At 39.3% G+C, this 23260-nt stretch carries 15 protein-coding genes; 11 read left to right on the forward strand and 4 right to left on the reverse strand.

Annotation, left to right across the window (positions count from 1 at the left end):
* Positions 1-194 (forward strand): transposase (locus F565_RS22165; protein ID WP_020211123.1); only part of this gene is annotated, 194 nt, incomplete at its 5' end.
* Between the two features lie 99 nt (positions 195-293).
* On the opposite strand, the gene F565_RS0120775 is transcribed toward F565_RS22165, so the two are convergent.
* A complete protein-coding gene (locus tag F565_RS0120775) occupies positions 294-911 on the reverse strand; it encodes a ribonuclease HII (RefSeq protein ID WP_020215173.1) in 618 nt (205 codons plus the stop codon).
* Between the two features lie 177 nt (positions 912-1088).
* Between F565_RS0120775 and F565_RS22170 the strand changes: the two genes are divergently transcribed.
* The 8 genes from F565_RS22170 to F565_RS0120815 all read left to right on the forward strand — a co-directional run bounded on the left by F565_RS22170 (position 1089) and on the right by F565_RS0120815 (position 14285).
* Entirely contained in the window at positions 1089-2987 is a 1899-nt protein-coding gene (locus F565_RS22170; RefSeq protein ID WP_020215174.1) for a S8 family serine peptidase, read from the forward strand.
* A gap of 244 nt (positions 2988-3231) precedes the next feature.
* Entirely contained in the window at positions 3232-6264 is a 3033-nt protein-coding gene (locus F565_RS0120785; protein ID WP_020215175.1) for a SusC/RagA family TonB-linked outer membrane protein, read from the forward strand.
* Between the two features lie 14 nt (positions 6265-6278).
* Positions 6279-7766 carry a RagB/SusD family nutrient uptake outer membrane protein gene (locus F565_RS0120790; protein ID WP_020215176.1) on the forward strand — a complete coding sequence of 496 codons (1488 nt, stop codon included), beginning with the start codon at positions 6279-6281 and terminating at the stop codon, positions 7764-7766.
* Between the two features lie 16 nt (positions 7767-7782).
* Positions 7783-8628: a Calx-beta domain-containing protein gene (locus tag F565_RS0120795; protein WP_020215177.1), complete on the forward strand. Its 846-nt coding sequence runs from the start codon at positions 7783-7785 to the stop codon at positions 8626-8628.
* Between the two features lie 103 nt (positions 8629-8731).
* Positions 8732-10732, forward strand: a complete 2001-nt coding sequence (locus F565_RS0120800; protein ID WP_020215178.1) for a putative porin — start codon at positions 8732-8734, stop codon at positions 10730-10732.
* Positions 10733-10802: 70 nt separating this feature from the next.
* Entirely contained in the window at positions 10803-12164 is a 1362-nt protein-coding gene (locus F565_RS0120805) for a pyridoxal-phosphate dependent enzyme (protein WP_020215179.1), read from the forward strand.
* A gap of 268 nt (positions 12165-12432) precedes the next feature.
* The gene (locus F565_RS0120810) at positions 12433-12945 is read left to right on the forward strand and encodes a 3'-5' exonuclease (RefSeq protein WP_020215180.1); all 513 of its coding nucleotides are present in this window, start codon (positions 12433-12435) and stop codon (positions 12943-12945) included.
* Positions 12946-13019: 74 nt separating this feature from the next.
* On the forward strand, positions 13020-14285 hold the full coding sequence (locus F565_RS0120815; protein ID WP_020215181.1) for a hypothetical protein: 1266 nt from the start codon (positions 13020-13022) through the stop codon (positions 14283-14285).
* 188 nt (positions 14286-14473) lie between these two features.
* Here F565_RS0120815 and cphA (F565_RS0120820) read toward each other — a convergent pair whose 3' ends face one another.
* Together cphA (F565_RS0120820) and cphA (F565_RS0120825) are read right to left on the reverse strand one after the other, a co-directional pair.
* Positions 14474-17098 (reverse strand): cyanophycin synthetase, encoded by a 2625-nt coding sequence (cphA, locus tag F565_RS0120820; RefSeq protein ID WP_020215182.1) that lies wholly within the window; start codon positions 17096-17098, stop codon positions 14474-14476.
* Between the two features lie 216 nt (positions 17099-17314).
* Complete coding sequence (cphA, locus tag F565_RS0120825) at positions 17315-19939, reverse strand: cyanophycin synthetase (RefSeq protein ID WP_020215183.1); 2625 nt, start codon at positions 19937-19939, stop codon at positions 17315-17317.
* Positions 19940-20181: 242 nt separating this feature from the next.
* Here cphA (F565_RS0120825) and F565_RS0120830 point away from each other — a divergent pair, with 242 nt between their 5' ends.
* Positions 20182-21120 carry a cyanophycinase gene (locus F565_RS0120830; protein ID WP_020215184.1) on the forward strand — a complete coding sequence of 313 codons (939 nt, stop codon included), beginning with the start codon at positions 20182-20184 and terminating at the stop codon, positions 21118-21120.
* A gap of 115 nt (positions 21121-21235) precedes the next feature.
* Positions 21236-22078: an isoaspartyl peptidase/L-asparaginase gene (locus tag F565_RS0120835; RefSeq protein WP_020215185.1), complete on the forward strand. Its 843-nt coding sequence runs from the start codon at positions 21236-21238 to the stop codon at positions 22076-22078.
* Between the two features lie 101 nt (positions 22079-22179).
* Here the strand turns inward: F565_RS0120835 and F565_RS22175 are convergent, their stop codons facing one another.
* Complete coding sequence (locus tag F565_RS22175) at positions 22180-23127, reverse strand: glycosyltransferase family 2 protein (protein ID WP_035643126.1); 948 nt, start codon at positions 23125-23127, stop codon at positions 22180-22182.
* Positions 23128-23260: the final 133 nt, after the last annotated feature.

Consider the following 23260-nt stretch of genomic DNA (forward strand, 5'->3'; position numbering starts at 1 on the left):
CGAGGGAACTGCTTTTAAGCGAAAAAGGGTTACAAAAAAGAAAACAGCGCTCTGCCGATGTAGAACCTGTGTTCGCACATCTCAAACACAATAACAATTTTAAGAGGTTTACTTTAAAAGGACTTGAAAAAGTAGAATTAGAGTTCGGATTAATGGCCTTAGCACACAATCTGAGAAAGAAAATAGCGGCGTAAGCCACTTGAAAAATATCCTGACCTGAAAAATATAATAGCCTAATATAATAATGCTAAAAATGAAAAAACCGCCTCAATTGAATATTGAGACGGCTTCTTTTATTCATTTCGCAGCATTTCAAATTCCAATTCCATTTGCTCCGGCAGCATCCTGAAAGATTTTCGGTGGTATTTTGTAATGCCATATTTGCGTATGGCTTCGCGATGCTCTAAAGTAGGGTATCCTTTGTTTTTTTTCCAGTTGTACATGGGGTACTCTTCATGAAGTTTATTCATGTAATCATCACGATATGTTTTTGCCAGTACAGATGCTGCTGCTATGCTAAGGTATTTACTGTCTCCTTTTATAATACAGCTATGCGGAATATTATTGACCGGCTTAAAACGGTTGCCGTCTACAATAATATAATGTGGTGTTGGGGTAAGCTTTACAATACACTCCTGCATGGCGCGTATGGAGGCATTAAGAATATTAATCTCATCTATAACCTCGGGCTGTATATGGGTAACGTGGTAGCAAATTGCTTTTTGCTGTATAAGCGGGCGCAGGTGCTCCCTTGTTTTTTCTGATAATTGTTTTGAATCATTTAAAAGGTCAAGCTCAAAATTTTCAGGAAGTATGATCGCAGCAGCTGTTACCGGTCCGGCAAGGCAGCCACGGCCGGCTTCATCTGTACCGGTTTCATACTCAAAAGCAGAATGTTTTAAAATAAGCATACTTTAAAGAAAGTTTTCTCGAATATATTGTCACAAATATAACTTCAGAAAGTTAAAGTTAAAATAATAGGCTGTTAATTTCTAAATATTTATATTTTTGCTTATCCGTTAGTAAATATGCATAGGTAATTTACGTATTTACTTAACGATCTATAACTTATCAAAATAATATTTACAATGAAAAAAAATACTGTTAAGGTATTGCTGCTGGTAACGCTGGGTATTCTTAGTGGAACAGTTAATGCTCAAAACGCTAAGCAAAAGGAATGGCTTAAACAACATTCTGACATGACAAGGATAAATGCGCACGTAGCGCAGTATAAAGCAGAATTTGAAGCTGACCTCGCTGAAGCTAACAAACAGGCGGCTATAAATAACTGGCCATTAGAAATAAGAGAAAATAGAGGTTATAGTAAACTGATTAAAGTAGGTGCAGAAGGTGAGCCAATATATCTTTCTACTTTTAATGAGGGGTCTGCAATAACATCGCGTACTAATTACTTACAGCCGGGAGGAAGCCTGGGGCTTGATCTAACAGGTTTGTTTATGACAGTTGGGGTTTGGGACGGAGAATATCCTTTATCTTCCCATGAAGATTTTGCTGGCAGGTATACAAGTAATGATGGTCCTCCTAACCCTGTGGCTACACACCCTACACATGTGTTAGGTACTATAATGGGCTCTGGAGCAAGTAGTGCCGCAGCAAGAGGAATGGCTTATGAAGCAGAAGCCTCTGTAGCTAACTTTGCAAATGATTTTTCTGAAATGGCGAATGTTTCCGGCTCCTTGATATTGTCTAATCACTCGTACGGGTTTGGTAATCCATCAACAGCAGTAAGGGGTTCGTATGTTAGGGAATCGCAGCAGGTAGACGAGATAACTTATGATGCTCCATACTACCAGCCGGTTTTTGCTGCAGGTAATGATGGTAATGGTGCTTATGACAGATTGTCTGACAGGGGATGTTCTAAAAACGGTATCACCGTAGCTGCTATTGTACAGCCCGTAGTTAATACAGATGGTACAATAAGTCCCACGGCTGTAACTATTGCAGGTTTTAGCAGCTGGGGGCCTACTAATGACAGGAGGATAAAACCGGATGTAGCTAATAAAGGTGTGCATGTGTGGAGTACGGTAGATAAAAATCTGGCAACAGGAGCTGCATCCGATACGGCACATGATTATCTTGATGGTACATCTATGGCTACTCCAGGTGTTACAGGGGCGTTGCTGCTGGTTCAGCAACATTACTCAAATTTATATGGCGATTTTATGCTTTCCTCTACAGTTAGGGCTCTTGTGGCGCATACTGCAGACGAGGTTGGTGCAGATGGCCCGGATGCCCAGGTGGGCTGGGGTGTAATAAATGTTAAAGCCGCTGCCGAAACTATTACTAACAGGGGTACATCATCAATAATAAAAGAAGGTATATTAGCTGCAGGTACCGTATTTGAAGGTACATTTAATGCTATTGCCGGGCAGCCGCTTACAGCAACTCTTGCCTGGACAGACCCTGCCGGTGCTATAACAAGCGGTAATGCATCTGTATTGGTTAACGATCTTGATATAAGGATTACAAGTAATGATAGTAATGTAGTAAGTTTTCCATGGAAACTTGCAACAAGCAATTCTGCAAATGCTGTAACGGGAGATAACAGTATTGATAATATAGAAAAAGTACAAATTGCAAGTGCTTCGGGGTCTTATACTGTAAGGATATCCCATAAAGGTACAACTCTTGTAAATCCTAATGCGGGAGGTGTTGCGCAACAGCAATATTCGCTTATTATAACGGGTACTGACGGGGTACTGAGTACAGATCCTGTAAAGGCTGTAGATTCTGCATTTAAAGTATGGCCTAATCCTGCTCAGGATGTAGTTAACATATCAATAAAAGACGGCATTGAAAGTAATGCATCTGTTATTATATATGATGTACAGGGAAGAAATGTTAAACATGCTGCATTAACCGGGTCAGAAAATACTGTAAATGTTCAGGATCTTACATCGGGTGTATATTTTGTTAATGTTACCAACGGTATTAAAAAAGACACTAAAAAATTAGTTATCAAATAAATTCATAAAAAAGTAGCATTTATAACGCAACCTTTTATATTAATTAACATCTATTAAACGTCAGCATCATTTGCTGGCGTTTTTTGTTAATTCAAATATTACGTTATATGATGGCGATTATTAATAATCTGTTATGGTTTTTTTGTTTATATTAAAAAAATGATAAAGTAATGCAATGTTAAAGTTTGCTAAATATAATTATATTTAATAGATTTGCGCCTTAACTAACTCAAATTAATATAATATGAAATCAAAGTTTACTTGGATTTTTACGCTTTTACTGGCGTTTTTTATTCAGTTTGCCTTTGCGCAGGAGAAAACAGTTACGGGTACCGTTACAGATCCTACAGGAATGTCTATTCCGGGGGTTAATGTAAAGGTAGTAGGTGGTTCTGGTCAAAGTGTTCAGACTGATTTTGATGGAAATTTTTCCATTCAGGTTTCAGTGAATCAAAAATTAGAATTTTCTTTCGTGTCTATGAAGACACAAATTGTTACAGTAGGAGCTTCAGGTAAGTACAATGTGCAATTACAGCCGTCAGATCTTGATGAGGTAGTAGTTGAGGCGTTCAGGACTACTACAAGAGCTACATCGAATGTTGCGGTTACAACTATTACTGCAAAAACTATTGAAGGCAGGCCAAATGCAAACTTTATACAAACATTACAAGGCCAGGTTCCGGGACTTAACATTACTACAGGTTCTGGTCAGCCGGGAGCTAACAGTACAGTTATATTAAGGGGTTACGGATCTGTAAACGGTAATGTGGAGCCACTATATGTTATTGACGGAATGCCGTTAAACGTAGATAACTTCAGGAGCCTTAACCCTAACGATATTGAGTCGTTGTCTGTATTGAAAGATGCGGGTGCAACTTCAATTTATGGTAACAGGGGTGCTAATGGTGTAATTGTTGTTAAAACTAAAAAAGGTAGTTTTGAGTCTCCGCTTAGAATTAAATATTTGGGTACTACAAGTTTTACAAGGCTACAGGACAATAAATACAACAAAATGAATTCAAGGCAGTTGTTAAGCCTTGAGAACAGAGCTGGTAAAGGTCTTGGTGCAACATTAACTCAGGATGAGATTAATAACTATGCTACAGATACTGACTGGTACGATCAGATATTCAGGACAGGACATTCTCAAAACCACGTATTAAGCCTTACAAGCGGTGGTAAAAACCTTTCTTCATTTACATCTATCGGCTATTTCGATCAGGAAGGTGTTGTTGCTAAAACGTCGTTACAGAGGTTTAACTTTAGGAACAATATGAATGGTAAAAGCAATAACGGTAAATTTGATTACTCTACTGCTGTTACCATTAACTACTCTAAAAGAAGTGAAGCGTCTAACTTAGGTACAGGTGCGGTAAATATTAACCCGCTTGTTGGTGCAAATAATGGGGCTCCTTACTTAAGCCCTGATATGTATACTAATGGTTTAGATCTTTACAACCAATACACGGGTACTGGTTTTGGTTCTGGTACTTTACTATTGTCTCCATTAATGTTGATGGATATTCTTAAGACTGGTACTAATGAGTTTAATGAGTTAAAAATGTTGTCAAACTTCCAGGCTAATTATAAGCTTACGGATGACTTAACTTTGGGTACAACTTTTGCAGCAGATTATACTCAAAATGTTGGTTTACGTGTTCAGGATCCACGATCTTTTAACTCTTATGTATTTAGAAATTCAGGAGAAGACTATTTAGGTTTTCAAACAGAATCTTTAGCTCAGGATTTTAGTGCTAATATTAATACAAGGCTTAATTACAACCATACTTTTGGTGAAAACCATAATATAGATGCGTCTTTATTTACAGAGTATTACAAGTCTCACTTTAAATCATTCTCTGCAACTCAAAATGGTTTAAATCCTAAAGTATTTGTACCGGGTAACGGTGCAGGTTACATTGGCTTTAACTCAGATACATCTCCGTTCTACGTTCCGGATGTAAGTTCAAGTAAAATTACTGCAGGTTTATTTTCATACTTTGGTTCTGTTAACTACTCGTATGCTGACAGGTTTGGTCTTGGCTTAACTGCACGTAGAGATGCTTCATACAGGTTCTCTGAAACTAACAGGTGGGGTACATTCTGGTCTGTAGATGCGCGTTGGAATATAGACAGAGAAAAATTCATGGAAGGCTCTGTGTTTAATATGCTTAAATTAAGGGGGTCTTACGGTACTACAGGTAACCAAAACATCTCTGGTCAGAGTATATATAACCTTCCTAACGGTTCAAGAACATTATTTGCATCAGGATCAGGTTATGCTAACCTTCCTGCTTATGTTGTAGGCCAGTTAGGTAATTCAGATTTGAAATGGGAAACAATTGCCCAGGGAGATATAGGTGTTGACTTTGAAGTTTTTGACAGTAAATTAAGAGGTACTGTTGACGTATATCGTAAAACAACTAAAGACCTATACCAAACTTCACCACTTTCGGCTATTAATGGCCAGTTTAGCCAGTTTGCTAATAATGGTAGTTTAAGAAATAGCGGTGTGGAGTTATTAGTGTCTTATGACGTTATTAAAACTACTGACTTTACATTAACAGTTACTGGTAATGGTTCTTACAACAAAAATGAATTTGTTAAACTACCTACAGGATCTGTAGATAATGGTACAGCAATAAATGTTGTAGGCGGACAGCTTAATCAGTATTATGTTATTCCTTACGTAGGTGTTAACCCTGCAACTGGTAACTTATTGTTCCGCAACGCAGAAGGTGGACTTACTGAAACTCCTGATAACGGAGACAGAAGGATGACAGGTAAATCTTATGTTCCTAAATACCAGGGTGGTTTTGGTTTTGATGCTAATTACAAAGGTTTCTACTTAACTGCTCAATTCTCTTACGTTCAGGATGTATGGAGGTTTGATACCGATCTTGATGGATTACAAAACCCTGCAAGTATAGGTGTACAAAATAAATCGACAGATTTAGATCGTGCATGGACTCCTGATAACAGGTATACAGATATACCATCACTTGGATTTACTAACAAAGGTTTTGATTTTAGTTCTGACAGGTATCTTAGAGATGCTTCTTACGTAAGGCTTCGTTATACAAGTATTGGTTATACTTTCCCTGCAAAAACGCTTGCAAAAACTCCTTTTGCCGGTCTTAAGGCTTATTTTCAGGCAGAAAATTTATACACCTGGACCAAGTGGAGAGGATGGGATGCAGAAAGCCCTCGTAGCGAGGATGCGTACCAATACCCTACTCCAAAAATATTTTCGGTTGGTTTAGAAGTACAACTTTAAAAAAAAAATTGAATATGAAAAATATAAGAATATTGTTATTTGTTGTTGCAGCATCCTTATTTAGTGCTTGTAACGATGCTATAGATATTATACAGCCCAGCGAGCTAACTCCTGAGGTTGCTTTTGAAACTGTTGAAGATTTAAGATTAGGATTAAACGGTGTATACAGCGGTGCCGGCGGCGAAAATATAATTTTGTTTACGTCTCTATTTACAGACGAAGTAAAATTAGGCAGGGCTAATGGTGGCCAGGGCACAAATGGTGAGCTTGCTTTCCAGTTAAATGCTGCATCAGGAGATCCCGGGTCTATATGGTTATCAAACTATACACTTATTAATTATGCTAACAGGCTTATAGCTGGTGCGGCTAACGTTACACCTACAGAAGCTGAACAGGATGAGTACAATGATATCATTGCCCAGTGCCGTGTGCTAAGGGCTTGGGCTCACTTTCAGTTATTAACATTCTTCTCTGAAGATATGACTAATGACAATGCATTAGGTGTTATTGCTGTTGATTTTGTTCCTACTACAGATCAGCAATTGGCAAGAAATACCAATGCTGAAGTATATGCGCTTATAAACAGTGATTTTGCTTTTGCAGATGAGAATCTTATCCGTTTTACTAACAGATCTACAAACAGGACTGCTGTTTCTATTGATTTTGTAAACGCTCTTAGATCTCGTATGGCTCTTTACAGAGGCAGATATGAAGAGGCTAACACTAATCTTGATGCACTAATTACTGCTTATCCTTTAACTCAAAGAGGTGCTGTTACTGCTGCTGACGGGACTTACAGAGGTGATTACTTTGGGATGTTTAAAAATACTAATTTACCTGCTCAGGAAACTATTTTTAAACTGGAAAGAACTATTGGTGGTTTAGGTAACTTTTACCAGTATTGGGCTTCTGTAAACAGTACAACTACTGGTTCTCCTTTTTACGAAGTGAGCACTGCATTATTTAACACTGTTAATACAGCTACAGATGGCAGGCGTTCTGTTATTGTAGATGTTAGTGCAGCTCCTTCTTATACTATTAGGCCGGTTGGTAAATACACAGATGGTAATGAGCAGCTTAATTTATTAGGTGACGTTCAGATATTCAGGGGTTCAGAATTGCGTTTTATTAAAGCTGAAATACTTGCTAATGCAGGAGACCTTCAGGGAGCAATGGACTATGTTAACCTTGTAAGAAGAGCTCGTAACAACTCTACCAGGACTGGTACCGTAGGTGTTTTACCTTTGCCAAGCAATGGTGCGGTGGGCGTGTGGAAAGCTATTCTTGATGAAAGAAGGGCAGAGCTTGCTTTTGAAGGCTTTAGGTATACAGATTTAAGACGTTTAGGTGCTAAAGCTAACGCTACTGTAGACAGAGCTCCGGCAGACTGTGCATTTAACGATGCATGTACTTTACCTATAGATGACCACAGATGGATTATGCCAATACCTCTTGAAGAGCTACAGGCTAACCGTAACATCCAACAAAATCCTGGTTATTAATTATTAAATTTTTAAAATGAAAAGATATATCTATAAAATTGGTTTATTAGCCATTGCTGCAGCTACTTTTTTAGTAAGTTGTGACGAAGATACTGTAAGCTACAGTGGCGAGAACTTTGTAACGCTACAAAATGTTGCTTCTACATCTTTAAGGTTTTTTGAAAATGCAGGTACATATTCTATCCCTGTTACAATTGCATTTCCTGTAGACCATGATGTAACTGTAGGTTTTACCCTTACAAGCGATACAGCTGTAGAGGGTGTGCATTATACTTTACCAGGCAATAGTATAGTAATTCCTGCAGGACAGGTTACTGCTAATATTGTTATTGGAATTATTGACAATGATATTCTTGACGATTCTAAAGTATTCCAGTTTAAATTAGCATCGATTTCAGATACAGGTATTGCCCTTGGTATAGCTAATCCAGGTTCTACTACTAAGAGAGCCCTGCTTATTAATGACGACTGTACTACAGAATTTGCTATTTGGTTTGGCGACCTTAACGTTGCTTCTAATGGTTCTAACGTAGGTACTGCTATCGGCGATGTTAATGAGAACGGTGACTGTAATATCCTGCTTGTAACAGGCTTGCTTCACCCTGGTGTTGGCGAATCTGATGGGCCAATAAACTTTGTATTTACGCCTAATTCTCCAGGGGCAACAAGCGGAACTGTTGTAGCAGAATCTCAGTTGTACCAAGCTCAGGGCTATGAAGAAGCAGGAGTTTCATACGATATTTTCTATACCGCTACAGGTACATACAATGAGGTAACTAAAGTTTTAAATGTTGTAAGCAGCGCGAGGATTTCCTTGGGTGCTTTTGCAGACAGAACTGTACAGTTAACACCAGTACAATAATATTCGTTAATTAACGTTTATACTTTTAAAAAGGCTCCCTTATTGGGAGCCTTTTTTATGCGTATTATTAAAAAAAAATTAACTTTGCCCCAAATTAACTTCAATGCTTAAAAAGAGTATAGTATTTTTTATTGTGTTTTTTCCAATATTTTGCTTTTCTCAGGTAAATAAAAGTTCTAAGCAACAGGTAGGTAATAAGCCTGCTGTTAAGGATACTGTACAGCCTGCAAAAGTTGTAAAGAATAAACCTGCTGCCCCAAAAGTAGCAGATACTATTGCTACTATAGATATGTATAAAGTTATTACCCTGCAAAGGGATACTACATATATAGATACATCTCTTACTATACAAAAAGATTATAGGGTTAATTACTTAAGAAGAGATAATTTTGGGTTATTGCCTTTTAGTAATGAAGGGCAAACCTATAATGTGCTGGATTTTGGATTGACACAATTTAACCCTTTCCCTGAGTTTGGCTTTACTGCAAAACATGCTGCTTATATGGGAGTAAACGATATAAATTATTATAACGTTGCAACGCCTTATACTGATTTAATGTACAGGTCTGTTTTAGCGCAGGGCCAGATACTTGATGCTTTTATTACCGTTAACACATCCGAAAATCTTAATTTTTTTGTAGGCTATAAAGGTTTACGCTCTATAGGTAAATACATCAATGCGTTATCCAGTAACGGTAATTTTAGAATGGGTGGTAGTTATAATACAACTAATAAGCGATACATTTTAAAGTGGCATTTTACCGGCCAGGATTTTAGCAATGGTGAAAGCGGCGGGATAACAGATACCTCTTTATTTGAAAGTGGCGAAGACCCATACACCCAGCGTGAAAGGCTTAGTGTATATTTTAATGATGCAAAATCGGTGCTTAAAGGTAACCGTTATTTTTTCGACCATACTTTCAGGTTAAGTAAAGATAACCCTAACAGCCTGGTGTTTCATCATCAGTTTAACTATGAGAATGAGTTTTTTCAGTTCCTACAGCCTACAGTAAGCGCAAGGCTGGGCAGTTCTTATACATCTAATATTAATGATAAGACCCGATACAATAAAATGTATAACTTAATAGGCGCGGCTTATGCAAACGAAGCTATTGGTACTATAGAATTTTATCTTGAAGACTATAACTACAATTATTTTTACCGCAGTATTATATTAAATTCTGCTGGGCAAATAGAAACTCCTAATGCCATTAATGACAGGATTGATACGTATGGTGCGCGTTATACCTACCAAAAAGGTAAATGGAATGGTACTGCTTTAATTTCAAACTCTATAACCAACCAGTCTCTTGCTAATACGGATATTCAGGCACGTTATACTTTTAATGAAAATACGGTAGTTACAGCCCGTTATCAAAATATGAATAAGCTGCCTAACCTTAATTATATGTTGTATCAAAGTGACTATACTAATTATAATTGGTATCATGCACCAGGTACGTCAGATGCTTTTAAAAATGAAAAAATTAATAATTTTGAATTTACGGCAAAGACTAAATGGGTAGATGTATCGGCGCAGTATAGTATACTTAACGATCATTTATATTTTAGTGATGATTTTGTTCGCCCTGCAGATGCTCCTGCAACTCTGGTAAACTCTTTACTGGTTACGCCAAAACAATATGGTAAAACTATAAATTATCTTTCTGTAAAGGCAAGTAAAGAATTTCGTTGGTGGAAGTTAGGTCTTGATAATACAATACTTTATCAAAATGTTCAGCAGCCGGATAAAATACTTAATGTTCCTGAACTTGTAACCCGTAATACATTATACTATAGCGATTACTGGTTTAAAAAAGCATTGTTGGTGCAAACAGGTTTTACTTTTCAATACTTTACAAAATATCATGGTAACGATTATAACCCGTTGCTTGGCGAGTTTTATGTGCAGGACAAAAAAGAGTTTGGCGGTTTCCCGCTAATCGACTTTTTCTTTAACATGAAAATACAGGAGTTTCAGTTGTTCTTAAAAGCAGAACATTTTAATTCGGGGTTTACGGGGTATGATTTTTACTCGGCACCTAATTATCCTTATCGTGATTTTACAGTACGATTTGGGGTAACCTGGAATTTCTTCTCATAACAAATAAGTTTCTAACTTTTAATAAATGGCTTTATCTTTGTAATAGAGGTTAGCCAATAATAGAATTTAAATGAAATACGCAGAAAACATACTTGGTACCATTGGTAATACACCTATGGTAAAAATAAATAAGCTTACTAAAGACATTGATGCATTGGTCTTAGCTAAGGTAGAAACTTTTAATCCGGGTAACTCGGTTAAAGACCGTATGGCTGTAAAAATGATCGAGGATGCCGAGGCCGATGGCCGCCTTAAACCGGGAGGAACTATTATAGAGGGTACTTCGGGTAATACAGGTATGGGCCTTGCTCTTGGTGCTATTGTAAAAGGATATAAGCTTATTTGTGTGATTTCTGATAAGCAAAGTAAAGAGAAAATGGATATTTTGCGTGCCGTGGGTGCCCGCGTTGTAGTATGCCCTACAGATGTAGAGCCTACAGATCCGCGTTCTTACTATTCGGTTTCTAAACGCCTTGCCCAGGAAACGCCTAACTCATGGTATGTTAACCAATATGATAATTTAAGCAATACTGCCGCCCATTATGAGCAAACCGGACCTGAGATATGGGAGCAGACAGAAGGTAAAATAACTCATTTTGTTGTGGGTGTAGGTACGGGTGGAACAATATCCGGCGTTGCTAAATATCTTAAAGAACGCAATCCGGATGTGAAAATTTGGGGAATTGATACCTATGGTTCTGTATTTAAAAAGTACCATGAAACGGGAATATTTGATGAAAATGAAATTTACTCGTACGTTACCGAAGGAATAGGGGAGGACATACTGCCTAAAAATGTTGACTTCTCGCTTATAGACGGATTTACAAAAGTAACCGATAAAGACGCTGCTGTATATACACGAAGGTTAGCGCTTGAAGAGGGCATTTTTGTGGGCAACTCTGCAGGAGCAGCTATAAAAGGGGTATTGCAGTTAAAAGACCATTTTAAACCTGAAGATGTGGTTGTGGTTTTATTTCATGATAGCGGTAGCCGATATGTTGGTAAAATGTTTAACGACGACTGGATGCGCGAACGCGGTTACCTGGATGATGATATTACAAAGGCAGAAGACCTTATTCGCGACCATATAGATAAACCATTGGTAACGGTACGTACAGAGGAATTGGTTAGCCACGCGATAGACCGCCTTCGTAAATATAAAATATCGCAAATACCGGTAGTAGATGTTGACGGGTTTGTAGGGTCGGTAGATGAGACTGATCTTTTCCGTAGTTATGTAGAAGATAAAGACCTTGCAGATAAACCTATTAAAAGTGTAATGGGCAAGCCTTATCCTATTGTAAAAGCAGCAACAGCTATAGAGGAAATATCTAAGCTTATAAATAAAGACAATCAGGCTGTATTAGTAGATCTTGGTAACGGTAAATATCACATTATTACCAAACATGATATTATTAGTTCTATTAAATAAATTATAAGGCTGGTATTTTATCAGCCTTATTTTATTAGAGTACGTATATTAAGTCTATCCTAAGAGAACTTCTGAGTGATGCTTAAGGCGGCCTCATCTTTTTGCGTTAAGCAAATTATGAAATTGAAGCGTTTAAAAACATTTGCTGTTTGAGCGTAGCGAGTTCAAATGTTTTAGATTCAATGAATAATTTGTAGCTAAAAAAGATGTAGCCTTGATTTTTTGTTTCTTTTGCATCAAGGCAAAAGAAAAAGATTAAAAAAAGGATATGAATTTTACTGCAATAGATTTTGAAACTGCAACTGGCCACCCCCACAGTGCGTGCGCCGTTGGTATTGTAACTGTAGAAGACGGTATTATTACCGAAGAGTATTATACCCTCATACAGCCGCCGGAAAATGAATATTGGTACCGCAATATAATGGTACATGGCATAAAGCCAGTTGAAACGCTGAATATACCCACATTTGACACCTTATTTCCTGAAATCCACAAGAGGCTTTTCGGGAAAAAGATAGTTGCCCACAATGAGTCGTTCGATCGTAATGTACTGGCAAAAACCATGCGTTACTATGGCCTGTATTATGATGAACTGGAAATTGCTGATAAATGGGAGTGTACCGTAAAAATATATAAGGCTAAGGGTTATAAACCTGCTAATCTTAAAGCATGCTGCGACCGGAATAATATTCAGCTTAACCACCATGAAGCACTGTCAGATGCACGTGCCTGTGCTAAATTGTACCTGCTTCATGACGGGCAGGTAACAATGAGGGTGTGAGTTAGATTAGTTGTAAAGGATGCCATACCATTTCCTCCCAATATTCGTTATCTTTGAATAAATCTATTATTACAATGCCGCTTAAAAAAATCCATATACTTACCTTATTGTTGCTAACATCGTTTGCAGGAAGGGCATCTATGATACTTCTGCCAATGGACGAAACCACACAGCAAAACCACCTTAAAGCTTACGGTATTACATATTGGGTGCTAAATAAAGGTATGAAGGCTAACTGGCTGCTTAACTACCGTGGTGGCTCTTTCCTTTTGCCCGACGCTAATGATGTTAGGCGCGAATGCCAGATACGTGGTGTAAGCTTTGAAGTGCTAAGTGATAGTGAGGCCAATGGTATCCTTGATGATATTAGCAGCCCATCGCAAAACATGGAGAATGTAGTACTTGAAAAAGCGCCTAAAATTGCAGTTTACACCCCTCCGGGAAAACAGCCGTGGGATGATGCGGTTACTCTTGTGCTTACATACGCCGAAATTCCATTTACAGCAATATACGACCAGGAAGTTTTAAACGATGGCTTGCTTTTATATGACTGGCTGCACCTGCACCACGAAGATTTTAGCGGGCAGTATGGTAAGTTTTTTGGAGCATACCGCAATGCACCCTGGTACATTGAACAGAAAAAGGAGGCAGAGGCTCTGGCCACTAAATTAGGTTACAGTAAAGTATCTGAAGAGAAACTGGCTGTAGCGCTTAAGATCAGGAATTTTGTAATAGGCGGTGGCTTCATGTTTGCCATGTGCTCTGCTACGGATAGTTTTGATATTGCCCTTGCTGCCGAGGGAGTAGATATTTGCGAGCCTATGTTTGATGGCGACCCAAGTGCTCCTAATTACCAAAGTAAGATTGACTACAATAAGTCGATGGCATTTAAAGATTTCACTTTAGAACGGAATCCTGTGGTTTATGAATTTTCGGATATTGATACTACTACAAAACGCAATATAATGCCCGATAATGATTATTTTACTTTAATGGAATATTCGGCCAAATGGGACCCGATACCTTCTATGCTTTGCCAAAACCATACACAGCTTGTAAAAGGCTTTATGGGGCAGACAACGGCTTTTGCCGGTGACAGGGTAAAATCTAACGTTTTGGTTATGGGTGAGCAAAAGCAAAACGGCGAGGCACGTTACATTCACGGTACTAAAGGCAAGGGGATGTTTACTTTTTACGGTGGCCATGACCCCGAAGATTATCAGCACCGTGTAGGTGATGCCCCAACTGTACTGGACCTGCATCCTAATTCTCCCGGTTACAGGCTGATACTGAATAACGTACTTTTTCCTGCAGCAAGAAAGAAAAAACTTAAAACGTAATTTTCCATTTCGACGAAGGAGAAATCTCGAGTTTTGGTCATTGCGAGGAATGAAGTAATCTAAAGATTATTTTCATTCTCACAATGACCAATTTTGTGAAACCCAGTAATAATTATCAATATTTAATTGAGATTCTTCAACTACGCTTCGTTCAGAACGAAAAATGCAATCTAATTCAGTACAAATAATTATACATGGTGAGCAATCGACTCCGACTCTTTGCGGCTGTTAATAATAGCAACAACATCATTTATTTTTTCTGTCAGGGCAACTACTAAATCATCTTCTTTTGCTATTGCCAGCGCACGCTTAACAGCTTCGGCTTCGTCAGGAATTATTTCATAGGTTACTTCTCTGCCACTTGCAGTAATGCCTTCCAGTAAATGGTTCACGATGTTTTGGGCATCATTACCGCGCAGGCTTTGCTCCTGGCGGATAATTATATGGTCGAACATTCGGGCAGCAATAGCTGCACAATCGCGTACATCCTGATCGCGGCGGTCGCCAATACCCGATATAATACCTATTTTCCTGTCGGCTTTAAGTGTTTTTATATAATCTTCTACGGCTTCATAGCCATGCGGATTATGTGCATAATCTACAAGTACTTTAAAATTACCCATATCAAAATGGTTCATTCGGCCGGGTGTTAAATTATATCCCGGTACAAAACGCTCTAAAGATAGATGTATTTGCTTGCTGCTAAATCCGCACACGTATGCAGCAAGGGTGGCGGCAAGTGCATTAGCTACCATACATTTTATTTTTCCGCCATCAGTAAGCGGCACATCTGCCACGTGCGATACATGTATTACCCTCGCATCCTGTTTAATGGTAAGATAACCATTTTCAAAAACGGCGATCGTTTTACCCTCAGCATAGAACCTGTGAATATGTTCACTTTTAGGGTCGGCGCTAAAATAAGCAACATTACAGCTAAGTTCACGGCCTATCATTCTGCAGTAACGGTCATCGGCATTTAGCACAGCCCATCCCTTTTTCTTTGCGCTTCGGGCAACAACAGCCTTAACTTTGGCAAGGTCACGAAGGGTATGTACATCATTAAGCCCTAAATGGTCTTCTTTAATATTAGTAATAACTGCCACATCACATTCATCAAAACACAACCCCGAGCGTAAAATTCCGCCTCGCGCGGTTTCGAGGATAGCAAACTCTACGGCAGGATCTTTTAAAATATACTCGGCACTAACCGGCCCGGTAGTGTCGCCCTCCTTCATTAAAATGTTGTCTATGTAAATACCATCAGTAGTAGTAAAGCCGGTTTTATACCCGTTGTTTTGGGCAATATGTGCCAGCAGTCGGGTAGTAGTGGTTTTACCATTGGTACCGGTAACGGCCATAATAGGTATACGGCTTGGTTTACCCGCAGGATACAGCATATCTATTACCGGGGCGGCTACATTGCGCGGCTTACCCTGAGATGGTGCAAAATGCATCCTGAAGCCGGGTGCCGCATTAACCTCCAGCACTACTCCGCCTGTATGCCTTAACGGCTGTTCTAATGTAGGAGCCATAATATCGATACCGCAAATGTCGAGGCCAATAATTTTAGCCACCCTTTCTACAAGTGCAATATTATGAGGGTGTAAATCATCGGTAACATCTATAGACGATCCTCCGGTACTAAGGTTTGCGGTTGCTTTAAGATAAACTATTTCGCCATTATCCGGAATACTGTCTAACGTATAGCCCTGTTTATGCAAAAGCTCTTCGCTCTCTTTATCAACAATAATTTTAGTGAGTACATTTTCATGTCCATCGCCCCGTTTTGGGTCAAAGTTTACAATGTCGGCCAAAGTATTTATCGTGTCAATGCCATTGCCTGTAATATGTGCAGGTACCCTTTTAGAGGCTGCTACAAATTTATTGTCTATAACCAGCACCCTGAAATCAAAGCCTGTTATAAATTGCTCTGCAATAACCCTGCGGCTGTGTATCTGGGCAAAAGCCAATGCACGTACCGCTTCGTCCCAGGTTTTAATATTTATTGTTGCACCACGGCCATGATTACCATCGAGTGGTTTTAATACCAACGGATATCCAACAGTATCTACAAGTTCTCTTAGTGTATCTTCATCTGTGCATACCCCGCCTTTTGGTACGGGGATGGAGGCATCAGACAATATTTTTTTTGTCTTATTTTTATCTGAAGCCAATCCCGCTGCAAGTAAACTTGTTTTACAGGTGGTGGTAGCCTGAAAACGCATTTGGTTAACGCCATAACCTAACTGGATGGTAGAATCTGTACCCAGCCTGAAATAGGGGATACCACGTTTTACAGCTTCATCTACAATGCTCTTAGTACTGGGGCCAAGTGTATTTTTCCTAAATATTTCTTTCAGTCTGTTTATATCGGCCTGTAAATCATAAGGTATATTGTTAACTAAAGATTGTGCAATGTTTACGGCAGCCTGCGCTGCATACTTACCCGCCTCTTCATCTTCATAAGCAAAGACAATGTTATAAACCCCTTCATCGTTAGTAGATCGTGTACGGCCATAGCCGGCATTCATCCCTGCCAGCGACTGTATCTCTAATGCTATATGCTCTGCAACGTGACCCATCCAAGTACCTTCTTCCACGCGGTGAAAGAAACCGCCATAAACCCCTTCAGAACATTCATGGCTTACCATAGAGGGCAACAGGCTTTTAAGGCGCTCTGTAAACCCGGGAATTTTATTGGTAGGGAAATTTTCGAGTACGCCAATATCAAGGCGCATCTGTATTAATTTTTTGCGGTAGTTGCTCCAAACGTTAGGACCACGCAGCACCTGTACTTTTAATATTTTCATGGCAGAGAGTATAGTAAGTTATTTACATGCAATAGTTTATAGCCTTAATTATAGCAAAATAAATAGCAGTCATGTCAATTTCAATACGCCTTAAGAAATATTTAGGAGCTGTTATATTTAAAATTTAGCTAAATTTTACATTAACAAAACATAAGTAAAACTTTTCGGTAACCTGCAATAAAAAAGGGAGCCAAAATAGCTCCCTTAGTATGATTATTATAACATAGCATCCTCGTTCTCTTTATCGAGGTAGCCCTGCACAATTTGTATGGCATTTGCAATAACATCGCTAAGTGCAGTAATATGGCTGCCTTCCTGCGCGTTGCTTATAGCATGTTTAATAGCATCGGTTTCTTTAGGGATAACCTCATAGGTAACCTCACGACCGGATGCTTTAAAGCCTTCCAGTAACAAACCGTTAATCTCCTCTTCGGTGCGGCCGCGCAGGTGCTTTTCGTTTCGCATAATAATATGGTCAAACATTCGGGCAGCAATTTTTGCACACTCCTTAATGTCCTGGTCGCGCCTGTCGCCCACACCAGATATAATTCCTATTTTTTGTGTCGCCTCTACATTTTGCAGATAATCTTCTACGGCAAGGTAGCCGGCAGGGTTATGTGCAAAATCTATAAGTACTTTAAACTTCCTGAACTCAAAAATATTCATTCGTCCGGGGGTTTGTGCCGTGCCGGGAATAAATGTTTGCAATGAAAGGCTGATGTCTTCGGTCTTAAAGCCCCACAGGTATGAGGTAAGCGTTGCAGCCAGTGCATTGGCGATCATGAATTTTGCCTTACCACCAAGCGTAAGCGGAACGTGCGATGCTTTTTCTACCCTTATTTTCCACTCGCCTTTTTTAATGGTAATAAAGCCATTTTCGTAAACAGCTGTAACACGGCCTGCTTTTGCCTCTTCTTTAATAAAAGGGCTGTCTTCGTAAAGGCTAAAGTAAGCCACGTTGCACTCCAGCTCTTTGCCTATTTTTATACACTCAGGGTCATCGCCATTTAAAACAGCCCAACCGTCTTTTTTCACGCTGCGCGGAATTACCCTTTTAACACGGGCAAGATCGTCTATGCTATGAATGTCGCTAAGGCCTAAGTGGTCTTCCTGGATATTGGTAATAATACCAATGTCGCATCGGCTAAAGCCAAGGCCGGAGCGAAGGATTCCTCCACGGGCAGTTTCCAGTACGGCAAATTCTACCGTAGGGTCTTTTAATATATATTCAGCACTAAAAGGGCCTGTAGTATCGCCTTTTTCGAGCATGTGGTTTTGTACATAAATACCGTCAGATGTGGTAAAGCCCACTTTAAAACCATTATTTTTTACAATATGTGCCAGCAAACGTGTAGTGGTAGTTTTACCATTAGTACCTGTTACGGCAAAAATAGGGATGCGGCTTGGCTTACCGGGAGGATACAACATATCTATAACCGGGGCAGCTACATTGCGCGGTAAACCGGATGATGGTGCCAGGTGCATACGGAAACCCGGTGCTGCATTAACCTCAAGTATTACGCCGCCATTTTCTTTAAGGGGCTGCGTAAGGTTTTCTGCCATAATATCTATACCGCAAACATCAAGGCCTATAACACGGGAAATCCTTTCTGAAAGAAAAATGTTTTCGGGGTGCATCATATCAGTCACATCTACAGATGTTCCGCCCGTACTAAGGTTTGCTGTCGATTTAAGGTAAACGATCTCGCCAATAGCCGGAACCGTTTCAGTAGTGTACCCTTTCTTTTCAAGCAGGTCGGTAGTATCACGGTCTATGGTAATTTCGGTCAAAACATTTTCATGCCCGTAACCACGGCGAGGGTCTTCATTTTCCTTATCAATAAGCTCCTGTATGGTGAGCTGTCCATCGCCCTGTACGTGTGCAGGAACCCTTTGTGCTGCTGCAACAACTTTATTATCTATTACAAGCACACGGAAATCGTATCCTGTAATGAATTTTTCTACAATAACGCGGCTGCCGTATTTTTGGGCAAACTCAAGCCCGGCAAGAGCATCTTCAAAATTCAATACGTTTATAGAAGCGCCCTTACCATGATTACCATCAAGTGGTTTTAGTACTATGGGGTAACCTATTTCATCTATAATAGTTTTAAGGCTTTCTTCATCAGTACAAATACCACCTCCTGCTACAGGTATGGAGGCTGCCGAAAGCATGCGCTTTGTCTGCTCTTTATTACAGGCAATATCTACAGCTATATGGCTTGTTTTATTAGTAATCGTTGCCTGAAAACGCATCTGGTTAATACCGTAGCCTAATTGTACAAGCGAATTGGTACCAAGGCGTATCCACGGAATGTCGCGTGCTACGGCTTCTTCTACAATACTGCCGGTACTTGGGCCTAAGCGGTCGCGCTCACGTATCTTGCGCATATTGTGTATATCAGCTTCAAGGTCATAATCAGTGCCTGCAATAAGCGCTTCGGCAATACGTACCGATGCTTCGGCAGCATAAATGCCTACGTTTTCTTCCAGATAGCTAAACACTACATTATATACACCGGGAGTTTTAGTTTCGCGGGTGCGGCCAAAACCGGTATCCATACCCGCAAGGGTTTGTATTTCGAGGGCAATGTGTTCTATAACATGCCCCATCCAGGTGCCTCTTTCTATACGCGAAAAAAAGCCTCCCCTAACACCTTCAGAACAGCGATGGGTAACAAGCGAAGGCATTAAAGCTTCTATCCTTTCCCTAAATCCGTCTATTTTATTAGTGGGGTTTTGTTCCATTTCCTCGAGGTCGAGGCGCATTTGTATCAGTTTTTTTCTTTTTACGCTCCATATATTGGGTCCGCGCAGTGCCTGGATTTTCTCGATTTTCATAAAATGGCAAAAATGGGGATAAGGTTAATGTAAATTAGTAAAATATATTCTTGTTTTTGTTTTTTTAGTAAAGTACGACAAATGCGTTTTAAATGGCATTTCATCGTTAGAAAATTACTTAAAAAAATAATTAAAAAGTATCTTTGCGGTAAATATTTTATAAAAAGCCTGATTGGTAACAATTAAGCGAGAAATAATTAACCGTAAATTGCGTTTTTTACGTATTTAATTACTTTTGCACTATGAATAATGTACAGGGAAAACTGATAATTATAGGGGGAGCGGTAGATAAAGGCAGTTTTACTGAGGTGTCTTTTGACCAGAATATAGCGAACAACCTAAACTTTTTTGAAACAGGGATTTTAAGCCGGATCATTCGTGAATCTAAACATGGCGAAGAGTCGCGCATTGAGGTTATAACTACAGCATCGGTTATACCGAGGCAGGTGGGGCCACAGTATGTTAAGGCATTTGAATACCTTAATGCAAAAAATGTAGGGTTAATGTACATTGAAAAACGGGAGCAAACTAAAGACCCCGAAATACTGGCACGCATACAGGCAGCAGATGTGGTTATGTTTACCGGTGGCGACCAGCTTAGGTTAACATCTATTTTGGGCGGAACTAAACTGCATGACATTATTCTTGATAAATTTAAGAACGAAGATTTTATATATGCCGGTACATCGGCGGGTGCTGCTGCGGCATCTAATAACATGATCTATCAGGGTAGCAGCCAGGAAGCGCTGCTTAAAGGCGAAGTAAAAATTACCAGCGGCCTTAGCCTTATAGAAAATGTAATTATAGATACCCACTTTGTACAACGTGGCCGTATAGGGCGCCTGTTTCAGGCTGTTGTAGGCAATCCACGCGTTCTTGGTATTGGCCTTGGCGAAGATACCGGGCTGCTTATTACCAGCGACGGCAGGATGGAAGCTATAGGATCTGGACTTGTGATACTGGTAGATGGAAGACAAATAATGGATACTAATTTAACCCAGGTAGAACTTGGCAAGCCAATATCTATAAACAATATGATAGTGCACGTTATGAGTATGTATGATACTTACGACCTTAACACGCATTCTATGGAAATACATAACTCGCAATATTCATTGCCATTGTATGTTCCTGCAGAGACAGATGCAGACGAGGCAATTAAAACAGATGATGTAGAGTAAGTTTTAATGAAAATAATATGGGGCACAAAGGCTCACGAGGTTTATAACATGGTTGTAATTTCTTTGTGAATCTTTGTGCCTTCTTCGTGTAACTTTATGAAACAAATTTTAAAAGATGAAAATAATTATACACGGCGGTTTCTTTAGCGAATCTACTACCGATGCTCAAACTAAGCATGCCAAACAGGAGGCACTTATTGCTATTGTAAAAAAATCGTACGATTACCTAAAAACGCATACGGCTACTCAAGCGGTGGTATATGCAGTGTCGTTGTTAGAAGACAGTCCGCTGTTTAATGCCGGAATAGGGTCGCAGATACAAAGCGATGGGCAGATACGCATGAGTGCTGCCTTAATGGATGGCGAAACCCAGAAGATGAGTGGTGTTATTAATATACAGAATGTGCAGAATCCCATTCTTGTAGCCGAAAAACTGTCGCCGTATGATGATCGTGTTTTAGGTGGAGAAGGGGCAACACAGTATGCACATACTAACGGCTTTGCAGAATTTAGCACGGAGACACCTGAAAGACGTGCAGAATATGAAAAAAAACTTGCAGGAACTGGCGTAGGGACCGTGGGCTGTGTAGCGCTTGATGCTGACGGCAAACTTGCCGTGGCAACATCTACCGGAGGTAAGGGTTTCGAAATGGTAGGCCGTATAAGTGATAGTGCCACCGTTGCCGGAAATTATGCCAATGCCTTTTGTGGTGTAAGCTGTACCGGTGTGGGCGAAGATATTGTAAGCAATGCCACCGCTGCAAAAATTGTTACCCGCGTTACCGATGGCATGCCAATAGCTAATGCTTTTGCCAAAACGTTTAACGAACTAAAACCTTATGACGGTTTTGCCGGTGCCATTGCAATAGATGCACAAGGAAACATTTTTCATCAGGACTCGCACCCCAGTATGGTATTTGCAAGTTTTGATGGGGAGAGTGTAAAAGTATTTAATTAGTTTAAGCCTGCCTGTTATTAGTTAGATCGTAGTCATAATTTCAATACAACAAACCCGTAAGTGATTGCTTACGGGTTTATTATTTAAATATCTATAGATATTTAATCTACTCTTTTGTCTATAAAATATCGTGGCCTTTTTTTTACTTCGAGGTATATTTTGCCAATGTATTCGCCAAGGATACCAAAGCAGAACAACTGTACACCGCCTAAAAAATACATAGGCAATACTGTAGAAAGCCACCCAGGCACTACGTGGCCAAGAAATAAACCAAAAATGGCATAACCTGACATAACAAGACAAAGAAAAAATATAGCAAAGCCTATTATACTAACAAGGCGTAATGGGTAATTACTAAAAGAGGTAATACCGTTCCATGCAAATGATAACATTTTGCTAAAAGAAAATTTAGATTCTCCGGCGAAACGTTCCTGGCGGTTATAGTACACAACATCGTTGTTAAACCCTATAGATGGGATTATGCCTCTTAAAAAAAGATTAACTTCGTCAAATTCTGCCAATGCATTTAATACCCTGCTACTGCATAAACGATAATCGGCATGGTTGTGTATAATATTTACTTTCATGCGCTGCATCAGGCCATAAAATAGTAAAGCACTGTTTCTTTTAAAAAAACTATCTGTATCGCGTTCTTTCCTTACACCGTATACAACATCTGTACCCTCACAAAATTTTAATATCATCTCCTCAAGTACATTTATATCATCCTGAAGGTCGGCATCAATAGATATAAGAGCGTCTGCTTCATCTTTAAAAGTTAGCAAGCCTGCAAGCAGAGCATTTTGAGCCCCTACATTACTAACCAGCTTAAGGCCCTTAATGTTGCTAAGTGTTGTAGCATTGGCCGTAATTTTTAGCCATGTGGCATCTTTACTACCATCATCTATAAATGCAATGAAACTACTTTGAGAGATTATATTATTATCTGCAAGCCTGGTAATAATATTGTGTAACCTGTTAGCAGTTTCATTAATCACTAATTCCTCGTTGTAACAGGGCGATACCACTCCTATAATGGGCTTTTGCATGGTTAACATAAAATTTAGATGTTTATTGCAGATTGCAAACATACTATTTTATTATGTTGTCAATATATAAAAATAGTATTAATAGTAAAGCAACAAAAAACCCGTTTATTGCTAAACGGGTTTTGCTGTGTAA

It is taken from the genome of Flavobacterium rivuli WB 3.3-2 = DSM 21788 (genome assembly GCF_000378485.1).
In the GTDB taxonomy this organism is placed as follows: Bacteria; Bacteroidota; Bacteroidia; order Flavobacteriales; family Flavobacteriaceae; genus Flavobacterium; species Flavobacterium rivuli.